Source organism: Paenibacillus crassostreae, assembly GCF_001857945.1.
Taxonomy (GTDB): domain Bacteria; phylum Bacillota; class Bacilli; order Paenibacillales; family Paenibacillaceae; genus Paenibacillus_AQ; species Paenibacillus_AQ crassostreae.
This window is the reverse complement of record NZ_CP017770.1, coordinates 2,094,157-2,108,475: the sequence shown is the minus strand read 5'-3', so window position 1 is coordinate 2,108,475 and position 14,319 is coordinate 2,094,157. Positions and strand designations below refer to the sequence as shown.

Annotated in this window: 16 protein-coding genes; 9 read left to right on the top strand and 7 right to left on the bottom strand. The window is 40.3% G+C overall.

Annotation, left to right across the window (positions count from 1 at the left end):
- Window positions 1-78 precede the first annotated feature (78 nt).
- The 4 genes from LPB68_RS09900 to LPB68_RS09885 all read right to left on the bottom strand — a co-directional run bounded on the left by LPB68_RS09900 (window position 79) and on the right by LPB68_RS09885 (window position 3,075).
- The gene (locus tag LPB68_RS09900) at window positions 79-729 is read right to left on the bottom strand and encodes an amino acid ABC transporter permease (protein ID WP_068660001.1); all 651 of its coding nucleotides are present in this window, start codon (window positions 727-729) and stop codon (window positions 79-81) included.
- Window positions 730-762: 33 nt separating this feature from the next.
- A complete protein-coding gene (locus tag LPB68_RS09895) occupies window positions 763-1,428 on the bottom strand; it encodes an amino acid ABC transporter permease (protein ID WP_068659999.1) in 666 nt (221 codons plus the stop codon).
- An 81-nt stretch (window positions 1,429-1,509) separates the two neighbouring features.
- Complete coding sequence (locus tag LPB68_RS09890) at window positions 1,510-2,310, bottom strand: ABC transporter substrate-binding protein (RefSeq protein WP_068659997.1); 801 nt, start codon at window positions 2,308-2,310, stop codon at window positions 1,510-1,512.
- Window positions 2,311-2,346: 36 nt separating this feature from the next.
- On the bottom strand, window positions 2,347-3,075 hold the full coding sequence (locus LPB68_RS09885) for an amino acid ABC transporter ATP-binding protein (RefSeq protein ID WP_068659995.1): 729 nt from the start codon (window positions 3,073-3,075) through the stop codon (window positions 2,347-2,349).
- Window positions 3,076-3,417: 342 nt separating this feature from the next.
- On the opposite strand from LPB68_RS09885, the gene LPB68_RS09880 reads away from it, so the two are divergent.
- Entirely contained in the window at window positions 3,418-3,618 is a 201-nt protein-coding gene (locus tag LPB68_RS09880; protein ID WP_036651712.1) for a cold-shock protein, read from the top strand.
- Between the two features lie 160 nt (window positions 3,619-3,778).
- Window positions 3,779-4,009 (top strand): cold-shock protein, encoded by a 231-nt coding sequence (locus LPB68_RS09875; RefSeq protein WP_068659994.1) that lies wholly within the window; start codon window positions 3,779-3,781, stop codon window positions 4,007-4,009.
- Between the two features lie 132 nt (window positions 4,010-4,141).
- Here LPB68_RS09875 and LPB68_RS09870 read toward each other — a convergent pair whose 3' ends face one another.
- The gene (locus LPB68_RS09870; RefSeq protein ID WP_418303825.1) at window positions 4,142-4,819 is read right to left on the bottom strand and encodes a YcnI family copper-binding membrane protein; all 678 of its coding nucleotides are present in this window, start codon (window positions 4,817-4,819) and stop codon (window positions 4,142-4,144) included.
- A gap of 37 nt (window positions 4,820-4,856) precedes the next feature.
- Window positions 4,857-6,521: a copper resistance CopC/CopD family protein gene (locus LPB68_RS09865; protein ID WP_162274312.1), complete on the bottom strand. Its 1,665-nt coding sequence runs from the start codon at window positions 6,519-6,521 to the stop codon at window positions 4,857-4,859.
- A gap of 212 nt (window positions 6,522-6,733) precedes the next feature.
- On the opposite strand from LPB68_RS09865, the gene LPB68_RS09860 reads away from it, so the two are divergent.
- The 6 genes from LPB68_RS09860 (at window position 6,734) to nfsA (ending at window position 12,637) form a co-directional block, all read left to right on the top strand.
- The gene (locus LPB68_RS09860; protein ID WP_068659988.1) at window positions 6,734-8,101 is read left to right on the top strand and encodes an MATE family efflux transporter; all 1,368 of its coding nucleotides are present in this window, start codon (window positions 6,734-6,736) and stop codon (window positions 8,099-8,101) included.
- Window positions 8,102-8,334: 233 nt separating this feature from the next.
- Window positions 8,335-8,508: a hypothetical protein gene (locus tag LPB68_RS23140; RefSeq protein ID WP_198402174.1), complete on the top strand. Its 174-nt coding sequence runs from the start codon at window positions 8,335-8,337 to the stop codon at window positions 8,506-8,508.
- A 210-nt stretch (window positions 8,509-8,718) separates the two neighbouring features.
- A complete protein-coding gene (locus LPB68_RS09855) occupies window positions 8,719-9,051 on the top strand; it encodes a metal-sensitive transcriptional regulator (protein ID WP_068660171.1) in 333 nt (110 codons plus the stop codon).
- Between the two features lie 39 nt (window positions 9,052-9,090).
- Window positions 9,091-9,291, top strand: a complete 201-nt coding sequence (locus LPB68_RS09850) for a copper ion binding protein (RefSeq protein WP_068659986.1) — start codon at window positions 9,091-9,093, stop codon at window positions 9,289-9,291.
- Between the two features lie 151 nt (window positions 9,292-9,442).
- Window positions 9,443-11,881 (top strand): heavy metal translocating P-type ATPase, encoded by a 2,439-nt coding sequence (locus LPB68_RS09845; protein WP_068659984.1) that lies wholly within the window; start codon window positions 9,443-9,445, stop codon window positions 11,879-11,881.
- Window positions 11,882-11,893: 12 nt separating this feature from the next.
- The gene (nfsA, locus tag LPB68_RS09840) at window positions 11,894-12,637 is read left to right on the top strand and encodes an oxygen-insensitive NADPH nitroreductase (RefSeq protein WP_068659983.1); all 744 of its coding nucleotides are present in this window, start codon (window positions 11,894-11,896) and stop codon (window positions 12,635-12,637) included.
- Window positions 12,638-12,704: 67 nt separating this feature from the next.
- Here nfsA and LPB68_RS09835 read toward each other — a convergent pair whose 3' ends face one another.
- Entirely contained in the window at window positions 12,705-13,505 is an 801-nt protein-coding gene (locus LPB68_RS09835; RefSeq protein ID WP_068659981.1) for a TatD family hydrolase, read from the bottom strand.
- Window positions 13,506-13,607: 102 nt separating this feature from the next.
- On the opposite strand from LPB68_RS09835, the gene LPB68_RS09830 reads away from it, so the two are divergent.
- Window positions 13,608-14,225 carry a TVP38/TMEM64 family protein gene (locus tag LPB68_RS09830; RefSeq protein WP_068659979.1) on the top strand — a complete coding sequence of 206 codons (618 nt, stop codon included), beginning with the start codon at window positions 13,608-13,610 and terminating at the stop codon, window positions 14,223-14,225.
- Window positions 14,226-14,319: the final 94 nt, after the last annotated feature.

Sequence of the window (14,319 nt, the reverse complement as noted above, 5' to 3'; positions counted from 1 at the left end):
CAAAGACCATTCATCATTCCTTCAACTTGACGATAAAAAGATGATTGGCCTAAACGGACTGCAAGTAAGGTTCAGATGTTAATTGATCTTAGACTCGAGACGTCGAGCGATAATCGATAGGGTGTAATTCACAATGAAATATAGAACTGCTGCAAGGATAAGTGCTGGGATAACATAATTGAAGCTTTGTCCTCCAAGGATTTGAACATTGTGCATGATTTCGGGGAGCGAAATGATGATAGCAAGAGATGTATCTTTGAGCAAGGAAATAAATTGACTGACCAATGGTGGGGACATTCGACGTAATCCTTGAGGGAGTACAATATGCCAGAATGTCTGAATATAATTAAGTCCGGATGATCTAGCTGCCTCAATCTGTCCTTTATCGATTGAATTTAACCCACTTCTTACAATTTCAGATATCATGGCTCCTTCAAATAAGGTCAATGCCACAACGGTAGACCAGAAAGGAGACATGCTGATGCCGACTTGAGGAAGTACGATTCTCATGAAGAATATAATAAGTAAGAGTGGTAAATTACGTAGGGTGTCTACAACGAAAGCGGTTAGTTGCGTCACAACAGGCATTCGTGTATATCTCAGAGTACCTAACATAGTTCCTAATATGAAACTTAATATGATCGAGATAACGGCTACTTCTAAAGTGATAAGGAATCCTTTTAGAATAAATGTCAGATTAGGAATGGAATACGCACCGCTAAAATCCATAGATCACTCGCTCCTTTCTGCTGGAAATAGGCATCATTGGTTATCAGCAATGTTAAAACGTCTTTCCAAATATAAAACAGCGAAGCTGAGTGGAACTGTGAGTACTAAATAGAAAAGTGCTACAAATGTATAAACAGTTAACGGTAAGAAAGTATCTGAATTAATCAGATCTGCGTAATACATCAAATCCATCCCGGCAACGACAGCAAGGATCGACGAATTTTTCACCAGATTAATGAACTGATTGCCGATGGCTGGAAGTACAATCTTTATCGCTTGTGGCAGAATGATATGATTCATAGTCTGAAGATATGATAGTCCCGTCGACCTTGCTGCTTCGGATTGTCCTGAAGGAACAGCTTGAATCCCAGCACGAATGGCTTCAGCAATAAACGAGGCAGTATAAACGGTTAGACCCAATGTGCCCGATACAAATCCATCTAAGGTGATACCGAGTGAGGGTAACCCCAGATAGAAAAAGAAAACAACGATCAAAAGCGGGATATTGCGAACAACTTCTACATATACTGTCCCGACCCAATTCAGAAGTTTAATAGGAGCGATACGGAATATCGCAATGATTGCTCCCAATACGAAGCTTCCAATAAGAGCCATGATGCTAACTTGAATGGTGTTCATAAATCCTTCTATATAGCGATCCCAATGGTCAAATACTAGAGTGATATCGAATTTTCCCATAGCTGGTCTGTGAACCTCCGTTTCCTCGGATAAGTAAAAAGAGGAGGGCGTGTTGAGCCACTCCCCCTCCAAACGGATTCGTTATTCAGGTTTAACACCCATCCATTGTTCATAAAGTACATCGTAATCGCCACTGTCCTTCATTTCCTTAAGTAATTCATTGACGATTGATACAAATTCACTATCTCCCTTTCGAATAGCGATACCGTAAGGCTCATCTGTAAAGGTACCACCAGCCAACACATAGCCAGGATCTTGTTGCTGCATGCCAAGGAGAATAGCGTTGTCTGTGGTGAGTGCGTCGCCTTTTCCTGCTTTGAGTGCTGTAAAGGCATCTTGATAATTCTCGTATTCGAGCACTTCGGTATCAGGTGCTTTCTCACGAATATTAGTAGCAGAAGTGGATCCCTTTACAGCCAAAACTTTGGTGCCTTTGGCGAGATCTTCAATACTTTGAATAGGGCTTTCTTTCTTAACAAGCAACGATTGGCCTGCTTTAAAATAGACATCACTAAAATCAACTTGTTCTTTGCGTTCGTCCGTTATCGTCATCGTGGCAATGATAAGATCGATTTCTCCATTTTGGAGAAGTGGGATACGTGTCTTAGAGGTGACTTCCTTGAGCTCAATCTTTGATTCATCGCCTAATACTTTTTTGGCTAAAGCCTTGGCAATATCGATATCGAACCCTTCAACATTACCTGTAGCAGGGTCTTTAAGACCGAACAACTTGGTATCATATTTCACACCTACAATCACTTTCCCACGATCCTTTATCGCTCCGAGCGTAGTATTCTCTTTGTTTGAGCTGCATCCTGCCAATGCAACAGCAATAGCTAAGATTACAATAAGTAATACATGGGACCTCATTATTTTGTTCATGATTCATGTTCCCCTTTCAATTTCTCTAGGATATGTTTAATGGTTAATCAGGCGACTGAGGAAAGCACGTGCACGTGCTTCGCGTGGGCTGGAGAAGAATTCTGTTGATGTAGCTACTTCTAGAATCTGACCTTCATCTATAAAAACTATGACATCAGCAACTTCGCGGGCAAATCCCATCTCATGCGTTACAATAACCATGGTCATGCCTTGATTGGTTAAAGAACGCATGACATCGAGTACTTCCCCAATAATTTCAGGATCAAGTGCTGAGGTAGGTTCGTCGAAGAGCATAATCTTGGGATTCATCGCAAGTCCACGTGCAATAGCAACGCGCTGTTGTTGCCCACCTGATAGTTGGGAAGGGTAGCTATCTGCCTTTTCATCTATTCCCACACGAGTTAGATAGGACATAGCTATCGTCTTTGCTTCATCTTTAGAAAGCCGTTGAACTTTCATAGGGGCGAGGATAATATTATCAATAACCTTTTTGTGGGGATAAAGATTAAAGTGTTGGAACACAATACCTATATCGCGACGGAACAGATTAATATCAATTTTGTTGTCGTGCAAAGGAACCTTATTCAGGATCAATTCGCCATCTGAAATGGTCTCGAGCCGATTAATACAACGAAGTAGTGTGCTTTTACCTGAACCTGAGGGACCGATAATCACAACAACTTCTCCTTCATTAATCTGAAGGTCAATGTTCTTGAGTACGTGAAAAGAACCAAAGTACTTATTAACGTTCTTGAATTTGATCAGTGTTCATGCCCTCCTTTGCCGATTACAATATAAAATCATGTATAGGTTGAAGCAAATATGTGCATAGTATATGAGGAAGAAAACAAACCAATGACAGTTTGTTATGAAATATAACATTACGGGTGTGTTATGGTTTTTCATTAAAAATGGAAATTAGTTTCACTCATCCTTGCGTTTCGTCAAACCGTATGTTACACTGAACTCAGTTAGGAAATATTGATCGCTTTCACGTATTGAAAAGCGGATTCAGTCATAATGGAACACTTTTCAATGTGTGAAACTTTTTTATATGCAAGTGTAAAAAAAGATCAGCATTAATTAAATTTTTTGGAGGAATTACAAATGCAAACAGGTACAGTAAAATGGTTTAACGCAGACAAAGGTTTCGGTTTCATCGAAGTAGAAGGCGGAAGCGACGTTTTCGTTCACTTCTCAGCTATCACTGGTGACGGATTCAAAACTTTGGACGAAGGACAACGTGTTCAGTTCAACGTAGTTGAAGGAAACCGTGGACCACAAGCAGAAAACGTAGTAAAACTGTAATATAAACAGAACTGCCCTTAACGTCTGTTAAGGGCAGTTTTTCTATACTATAAGACACAGGACGTATAAGGTACGATCTATCTTGCGGATGCCACTTATTTCAGGTTCGGTATCCGTCTTTACTTGTTTGGTTTTTTAAAGTCTTATGAGGAGGTTGAGTATGAATTATCGTAAAAAGTCGTTAGAGGAAATTCCAGAAGAAAATACTTCAATTTGGTCCTGTACGGATGAGAACTGTAAGGGATGGATGCGAGATAATTTCGCATTCGAACATGAACCGACTTGTCGGTTATGCAATGCCCCTATGGTTCGAGATACTAAGATGCTTCCTATACTTAACAATTCCAATGGTGACTTGAAGGCAATCAAGAGAGGCGTTCAAATCGATTAGATCATGTCACAGCTAGGATTAACATCCATCAGGATGTTAAATTACTAATGTGAATGTGAAATAGACCGTAATCCTTAAAGGATTACGGTCTATTTCATATTTACGTTATTGAGTGATAAGCGATTCTTGAAGTTATTGCTTTTTATTTCTAAGTGCTTTAAATAATGTTACGAGTGATAGGGTTAGAGCTACAATGGATATGATCAGTGTGATGATATCTAAGGTTGAGCTAGAACTTGTGGATTCGGTTTCTGTTGAAGTAAGGTCTTGATCTGATATAGCGGGTGCAGTTGTTGTACTGTGATCATGCTCCGTAGATGAACTGCTATTAGCTTCTTCAGATGATGTAATCAAGGTGATAGCATGAGGTGAATCTGAACCTTCTTCGCCTGTCCATTCGACAATGGTACCATCCTTATAATATTGATAAGCATCCCATGCTACGGAGGTATCCTCCGTGGGATTCTGGGCTACAAAGTTAAACATTTCAAACTCTCCAGCTAAAATTCCTTCGCCTGTAGCAGTCCATGTGATTGTACTTATTTTACCTGCAGAATCCTTTTCTGTACTGATCTGCCAATCAGGAACAGGTTGATATTGCTTAAAGACAATTTCAGTGGGGATTTTCAGAGATACTTTAGTTGTTGCGATGTCCTTTTCTACCGGAATTTTTATGGTGTAGGTTTCCCAAGCTCCCGGGGTGGATGTAGCTGGCTTAACTGTGATATGTGCACTTGCAACACCGGCAAATACCATGATGCTTGCGACAACTGAGATGAGTAGTACGGATAATTTGGACTTATTAAACAAGATGAATTCCTACTTTCATAATTTAGTTACTGAGTTGTTATTCAGTACCCACTCTGATAGTGAACTCCGTATCCCAAGCATCTAGTGACTCAGTTAGAATATGGACTTGAACTTTCCAGCTTCCGGCCATGCTGATTAGGTCTTGTGCTAGAAAGGTCGAACTGGGTTGAGAGGGAAGAATGATCTCGTATTTACCCATGTCCATATCTAGGGAAGTGAGTGTAAGCTTCACTTGTTGAATATTACGAATCTCTTGCCCGTGCACATCATGAATGTCTATTTCAAACTCATTAATACCGACAACATTGGGACTAATGCGGATTGTAATGGCCTCACCGTTAGCTAGAGTATTCGTTGCTTGGATAGGTCCTGGTGATGCCATCGCAGTGGGCAAATGGGTAAGGATTGCGGCAAGTACAAGAATAATGACACCCATAGATAATTCGATCCATACACTACGCCCCAATGATTTCTTCTTTCTACCGCGTAAATAGTTAAATGCTGCTAACACTAGCATAATGACTACTAGGCCACATTTGAGTAATAACACTTGACCATATAATGTATTAAATAATGAATATAGCGTTGGGACATACTTCAGGCTGGCATAGATTCCACTCACCAACATGGTAGCAACAAGTCCGGTTCCCCAATAGGAGAACAAATGAATGACGTGCGAAATGACCACATTTCGGTCTTTTGCCAGAGAAGGGAGTGATGCCTCTTTCGGAAGAATCACAGCTATTGCAAGTAATGAACCGATCCAGATGCAGATGGCAGCCAAGTGAAGAAAGTTCATTGTGACGGATAAAATTTTAAATTCAGAAACAGCCGAATGACCAATGAAAGATTTAGATAAAAGAATTCCAAGCCCCAAAGAATAGGCAACGGATAAACTTATCATTCTTGATCGACTTGTTGCAACTGATCGGTTGATAGAATAAAGTGATCCTCCTAGAATCGTTACTAGCACTATTTGAACCAACCAGATCGGACCGAAATTAGTTCGAAGGATTTGATCAAACCATGGAGTTGTCCATAGTTCTAACCAATGGATATGTGCATTGATTGTCGCTTGGAGTGGCAGACTCAAAACAACACTTACAGCAATACTGCAATATGATATCCATAATAAAGTACGACTACGCCGAGGTAATGGAGATTTACCTTTAGGGTTAGCAGGATACATAAAGAGATAAAAGCTGAGAATGCCCATCAAGAAGGATATGCCCAAGTACAATAACCAACGTACTGCAATGTAGTCACCACTAGGAAGCTTCTTCGTGGTGTTTGCTGAAGGTACGACAGTAGAATGATTACCCTCCCCAACTTGAAAGGGGATATCTCCTTCTATGGGATGGCCATCTCCAGAAATGACATTCCATTGAATTACGTATAAACCATCAGGGAGATTAGGTTTCAGATTGCTTTCTAGCCTATTTAGCTGGTCGTCTGGAATGTAGCTATCATCAAGCTCAACCCGTTCCCCACTTGAATTCGTGACTAGAATGCTGTGGAAAGATGGCTGTACAGACTCATTGAATTGAAGGGTGATCTTAGATGGGGATTGACTGATGATATCGTTCGCAGAGGGGCTAGATTGCTGAAGATATGCATGTGCATAGCTGAATGAAGGATATAGGAACATCCATATAAAGGATAGGACTAATCCAAGGATAAGAAGCTTATGATTATTTTTCAATGTTATTTCACCTTTTGATTGCCTAATAAACATAATAAGGGCATCTTTCTTTATGTTATATACTATCATAAGGTTGTTTAAATGCAATGTTTCTAAAGTACTGCGCAAACAATATAAAGTTATTGTAGCACTTATGAATGAATGTTATCATTAGCGACGATGAGAAAAATACTATTAATGAATATGTCTAAATGACCAAGGGGTAGAGAAACATGGCATCTTTAAGAAATAATGACACCTATTCTCTGTATAATTTAGCATGGCCTATTATGTTAGAAATGTCGCTTCAATTTATGATTGGGACAGTCGACACAATTATGGTTAGCAGAATATCAGATGAGGCTGTTGCAGCAGTAGGAATTTGTAATCAATTTTTTGCAGCTTTGTTTGTATTATTTACGATGATTAGCGGTGGTGCAGGGATATTAGTTGCCCAGAAGCTTGGAGCGGGTAATGAACTAGAAGCACGTAAGGCAGCTTCTCTAGCTTTTTCATTTAATGTTATGATTGGGATTGCTGTAAGTCTAGTAGTACATTTCAATACAGATTTAATATTGACATTAATGCAGGTCCCGCCGGAGATTAAACCTTTGGCACAGCAGTACCTATATATCGTAGGAAGTGGCGCAATCATGATGGCACTTCTTCAAGTTTGCAGTAATATTATTCGTAACACAGGTAATACGAAGGCAACAATGATGATTGCCATCGGGATGAATCTAATTCATATTGTATTTAACTATGTATTTATTTTTGGCTCGTTTGGCTTCCCTGAACTAGGGATGGTAGGCGTAGGGATCTCTACCGTTCTGAGTAGAACGCTTGCCGCGTTGATGTTATTCATCATTCTGTTAAATAGTTTTAGCTCACGTCTAACATTTGCCGAGTTTGTAAGGTGGAATAAAAAGATTGTCAAAGAAATTGCCAAGATCGGTGTTCCTCTTGCTTTGGGTGGTGGGACTTACTCCATTACTCAGCTAGTCATTGCAGCCTTCATTGGGACAATGGGTGCGCTAGAATTGGCTACGCGTTCCTATTTATCAACAGTTGAGTCATTTGCTTTTCTATTCGGAATGGCCATAGCGATGGCTGTACAGATTCGTACTGCACACTTATATGGCTCAGGAAAACGGAAAGAGGCTTATTCTGATGTATGGAAAGCGCTAAAGTGGGGGATCGTGCTAGTTGAGGTGAACACATTAATCCTCGTTATATTAGGTAAATATATTTTGAATTGGTTCACGTCGGATGAGTCTATTATAGCGCTAGGCGTGTTCCTGTTGATTATTAATATTGTTCTTCAACCAGGTAAAATGATGAATATGACGATGGGGAATGCTTTGAATGCAGTTGGGCAAACACGCTATGTTATGATAACCAGTATTATTTCAATGTGGTTGGTATCCGTTGGATTAGCTTATGTACTCGGAATTGTGCTAGAGATGGGTCTCCTTGGTGTATATATAGCGATGATTGTGGATGAGTATCTGCGTGGAATTCTTGTAGCCTTAAGATGGAGAAAGGGAAAAGGACAAATGAGGGATGTTCCTGTTCCGGTCTCGAATGGGTTATCTTTGTAATTTCAATAGGGGAAATAACGTGGATCTATTCGATTTGCTATTACTCTCTAGGATAATGGAGTATTGGGGAGGATAACTATGGCTAAGCTTGTTGAGGGTCTGTGCTCCTATTTTATCTAGTTTTATAAAGGGATAACCATTTTCAGCATGTTTTCATTATTTTTCAGACTTCTTTATAATGAATAAAGAACTTCATTTGCAAGTTCAATAACAAGTCTGGGGTGATTTACTAAATGAACCATGCTATGTTAGAACGTCGTAGTGAGATATTGAAGAAGAATATCCACCGAATGATTGTTCAAGATAATCAGTACGGAATTAGTAATCAGCAAAATATGCTCATGCAACATATGATTAAGGAACTTTATCAGACTTCTCATGAAATGGAATCAGCGGAACGAGATTAAGATGATCTAAAATGTAAGATAACCCCTTGAACGCGACGGCGTTCAAGGGGTTATTTATGCTGGAAATGAGGAATATTAGGAGATATAAATATGAGTTTGCATACCCATGTGGGGTATGGTATACTGATTAGGAAATGTAAGATATTTATTAAAATATATGTATAGGGGGAGCCTATGGTAGATCATAATTTAGATAATTCGGCCAAAGTGATGGATCAATCTGATTCTGACGGAGTCACAACTCATTGTCATTCTGATACAAGTATACGTAAAAGTCATCATTCAGCGAAGACGAAAAGCCAATTAATTACTCGTCTAAATCGTATTGAAGGTCAAATTCGTGGAGTAAAAGGAATGATTGAGAAAGATACGTATTGCGATGATGTTCTAAACCAGATTGCAGCGATCCAATCAGCTATGAATGGTGTGGGTAAGCTACTGTTGGAAGGACATATGAAAAGTTGCGTTGTAGAACGCATTGAAGCAGGAGAACATGAGGTCATTGATGAATTATTGATAACAGTAAATAAATTAATGAAATAAATATTACTATCAATATGAATATATATGGAGGAATAAAAAATGAAACAAGTAACATTGAACGTAGAGGGTATGTCATGTAATCATTGCTTGAATGCTGTGGAAGGTGCTGTTAAGAGTGTGGGTGCAACAGGAAAGGTAGATTTATCACTCAAGAAAGTAGACATAGAATTTGATGAGAATAAGGTTAGTTTAGATCATATTAAGAAAGCCATTGTTGATCAAGGATACGATGTGGTGTAGCTCACATCTATATATGCAAAGAGAGATTTGTTAGATGTAATTAGCGGGGCAGAGGGATGAATCATTCCAATCGCCTCGTATTTTTTTCAAAAGTGTATACCCTACTAGGGTATTAAAGTGACCATGGATAGTTAAGGAAGGAGATATGATAATGGATTTATCCAGTAATGTCGAAGAAAAAAAAGACCAGATGCAAATCACGGGTATGACTTGTTCTGCATGTGCGACACGGATCGAAAAAGGCTTAGCCCGCATGGAAGGTGTAACGAAAGCGAATGTAAATCTGGCTTTAGAACAAGCTTCGGTGAGTTATGATCCTAAGCAGTTAGATGTGACTAAGATTGAACAGAAAATAAGAGATCTCGGTTATGGAGTCGTTAAGGAATCAATGGACTTTGAGATCACCGGAATGACATGTGCAGCATGTGCTACTCGGATCGAAAAAGGCCTTAATCGTATGCAAGGCATTACCCAAGCGAATGTGAATCTGGCACTAGAGACCGCACATGTCGAATATTCCCCAGGGAATGTAACAATCAAAGATATTACTCAAAAGGTAGAACAACTTGGATATAAAGCGATGCCGAAAAGTGAGGCGAAAGATACAGCCCTCTTACGTAAACACGAAATCAATCGAAAGAAATGGATGTGGATCATTTCGGGATTATTGTCGCTACCACTGTTATGGGCGATGGTTAGTCATTTCTCATTTACGTCATCGATTCCCGTTCCCGAGTTGTTTATGAATCCTTGGTTTCAACTTATCTTAGCGACACCTGTACAGTTTATTATAGGAGGCCAATTCTATATAGGAGCCTATAAGGCATTACGAAATGGTAGTGCAAATATGGATGTATTGGTGGCATTGGGCACTTCTGCAGCCTATTTCTACAGCCTATATCTAACGATTCAATCGTTAAGTATGAATGGGATGGATCATACCGTTGAGATGTATTACGAGACAAGTAGCGTCCTTATCACATTGATTCTAGTAGGGAAATGGTTCGAAGCCCTAGCAAAAGGTCGTTCATCCGAAGCTATTAAGAGTTTAATGGGGCTTCAAGCAAAGACGGCACTTGTTGTGCGTAATGGCGAAGAGATGAACATTCCTCTAGAAGAAGTTGTAGTTGGAGACGTTATCATTGTTAAACCTGGAGATAAGGTACCAGTAGATGGGCAGGTAATTGCAGGGGTGTCCTCTGTGGATGAGTCGATGCTGACGGGTGAGAGTATTCCCATAGAGAAACAGATTGGTGATACAGTGATTGGTGCAACATTGAATAAGAATGGCGTTCTTCACATGAAGGCAACAAAGATAGGAAAAGAAACGACATTAGCACAGATTATCCAAGTTGTAGAAGCGGCACAAGGTTCCAAGGCTCCTATCCAACGGATTGCGGATGTGATCTCAGGTATCTTTGTTCCGGTAGTGGTAGGTATCGCAGTAATCACCTTCTGTGTATGGTATTTAGTTGTCGAGCAGGGTCAATTCGGTAGTGCTTTAGAAAAAGCCATTGCGGTACTCGTTATTGCTTGTCCTTGTGCGCTAGGATTAGCAACGCCTACATCTATCATGGCGGGTTCGGGACGTGCAGCCGAATTTGGAATTCTGTTCAAGGGTGGCGAATATCTGGAATCAACTCAGGGAGTCGAGGTTGTCGTATTCGATAAGACAGGTACAGTTACCAATGGTAAGCCTGTATTAACGGATGTTATACCGAATGCACCTTTGACGGAGAGTTCGTTATTACGGATGACTGCTGCCGTTGAGAAGCATTCTGAGCATCCGTTGGCAGATGCGATTGTGACTGAAGCGATTGAACGAAGTAAAGGGTTACCCTTACCGATTGCGAAGGAATTTGCGAATATGCCAGGCTATGGGGTTACAGCGTGGGTAGAGGGTAGGAAGATGTTGGTCGGTACACGTAGGTTGATGTCTGAGCATGGCGTGACTCTCGGATCTGCCCATGAGGATATGAATAAGCTGGAAGCAATGGGAAAGACAGCAATGCTTATAGCTGTAGATGGTAAGTATGCGGGAATGATTGCTGTAGCAGATACGATAAAAGAAACTTCGAAAGAAGCAGTGAATCGGTTAAAGGAAATGGGCATCGACGTCATCATGATTACGGGTGACAATAAACGTACGGCTGCAGCCATTGCCACACAGGCGGGAATCTCGAACGTGTTGGCTGAGATATTGCCGGAAGGTAAAGCTGAGGAAGTGAGGAAGCTACAGCATGCTGGTAAAGTCGTTGCTATGGTCGGAGATGGCATAAATGACGCACCCGCGCTAGCAACTGCTGATATTGGTATGGCTGTCGGGACAGGGACAGATGTGGCGATGGAAGCAGCGGATATCACTTTAATGCGTGGCGATCTAAATGCGGTAGCAGATGCCATTGTGATGAGTCGAAGAACGATGCGCAATATTAAGCAGAATTTATTCTGGGCGCTTGGTTATAATGTGATTGGTATTCCGATAGCAGCCTTAGGATTGTTAGCTCCATGGGTTGCAGGTGCTGCGATGGCATTCAGTTCTGTATCTGTCGTACTTAATGCACTCCGATTACAACGTGTAAAATTATAAAGGAGGTTTGTTATGAATGACGTTATATCATTATTGATGAAGCATCGTTCGATCCGCCGATTTACAGATCAGCCAGTGACTGAGCAGCAGTTGAACCTCATCGTCGCTAGTGCGCAGATGGCCTCAACTTCAAGTAATGTTCAAGCGTACAGTGTTATTGCAGTGACAGAACCGGAGTTGAAGAAGGAATTAGCTAGTCTTTCAGGAAATCAAGCTTATATAGAGCAATGTCCAGTATTTCTAGTTTGGTGTGCAGACCTATATCGCCTCCAGCAAGTGACGGCACCCCATCTAGGAGAACAGCTTTCCTATGAAGATTCGACGGAAAATTTTATTGTGGCGACAATTGATGTGGCATTGGCAGCACAGAACGCTGTGGTAGCTGCAGAATCGTTAGGTCTTGGTATCGTATATATAGGTGGTGTACGTAACCAAGTGGCAGAATTGTCTGAACTACTGGGTTTACCTGAATTGGTGTACCCTGTGTTCGGAATGTGTGTTGGGTATCCGGATCAAGAGACTGACCTACGCCCCCGGTTACCTGTTGATGCAGTTCTTCATAGAAATAGATATTCCAAAGATCGAATAATAGAACCAGTTAATGATTATGATGAAACGACAAAGCGGTATATGTTAAAGAGAACCGATGGGAAGAGTGATACGTCGTGGTCACAAGTGATGGCCACTCGCTTAGCACAACCGAACCGTCTACACATGAAGCAATTTCTAGATAGTAAAGGATTCATGAAACAGTAGGCTATCCATTTCATGGACCATATTACTTCCTTAAGAACGCCTTTAGGCGTTCTTCTTATTGTTTCTTCTAAATCCCATAAAATCGTGTCGTATTACGATATATCGTTTCTCGCGCTTCTGCTACGCTAATCTGTTGGATATGACTCCATGCTTCGATCACATCGGAAACCATACGAGGATGAGTCATTTGACCAGCAAACGGACCTTCAAACGGCCAAGGTCCATCTGTCTCCACCATGACCTGATCCTTGGGGTAAATACGAGCTAGTTCTTGAATTTCTGGTTCATATAGAAGATCTGGTGTGAAGGATATGTAATAACCGTTGTTAGACATACGTTCAATAGTGTTTCGTGAACCTTTGAACCAATGGAAATGTGCACGTGTAACACCATAATCTTCAAGTAGCTTACATGCTATTTTTGCATCATCATACACAGCATGTAGTATAATAGGTTTATGATATGCAGCTGCAAAAGAAATGAATTGTTCCAACAAATCGACATAAGGTGCTGGGTCAAAAGGTTGCTGTAGCTCCTTCGCTTCCAACTGCGAATAATAAGGAAGACCAACTTCGCCAACCGCGATCATATCTTGAAGATGAAGTTCCATCCATGTCAACAATTCTTGAACCTCTTCGGATGTCGGTAGAGATTGCTCAGGGTGGAATCCGAAAGCCGGATGAACGATTGAAGGATATAATTTAGCAAGTTCAAGATTGCGTTTACTGGATTGAAGATTCATGGATACAGCAATAACGTTACTTACACCATGATTGGGTAATTCACCGAGATGTAATGGCTGCTGTTCACCATAGGAATCTAGGTGAATATGGGCATCTATGAATGGCGTATTAGTGGATATGTTCATATACAAGGGCTCCTATCCAAGAATGGTCTATACGAATATAATGCTAGAATAACTGTAATTGAACAACAATAGAGTAGTGCTGAATGGAGTAGGACTATATTTATGACTAATTTGATAGATCAAGCGATTGATTGGCTTATTAATTTTACGGGATTGGAAGGTCTTTCGATCATCTTGCTAACTACGATACTTGCAATTATTCAAAGCTTCATCGGAATATTTCCATTTGCTACATTACTTGTGCTCCATATATCTATCCTAGGTTTAAAAGTTGGGTTAATGGCTACCTGGTTTGTTGGCTCAGTAGCTGCGGTAGTTGTTTTCTTCATCTGCAAGTATTTTTTTCGTGATTGGTTTAATCGTAAATGGGGCAAACGTCTCGAACGATATGAGAAGTGGCAGCAAAGTATTGATAAATACGGAGCTTGGGCGATTATTTTTCTACGAACCTTACCGATCATGCCCAATAATCTCATTGCCTTTATGTCGGCATTATCCCCAATTAAATCGTCAACGTATATTTGGTCCTCTATTGTAGGGACGCTCTCACATATATGGTTATTCGGTATTATTAGTTCATCCGTGATTTTTCCTGATACAGACTTAAGAATGTTGATCATTTCGTATGTTATATTTTGTATGGTACTCATTATGATCTTTAGTATTAGCTATTATAAAACTTACAAGATGAGTCGAGATAGGATTACGAAGAGTTCGTAGATTCTATTTTTAAATATAAGAAAGTATAAGTTTCACTTCATACTCTATATCTTATATTTCGGCTGAGACGGATACCCTAAAGTGATACGAAGTA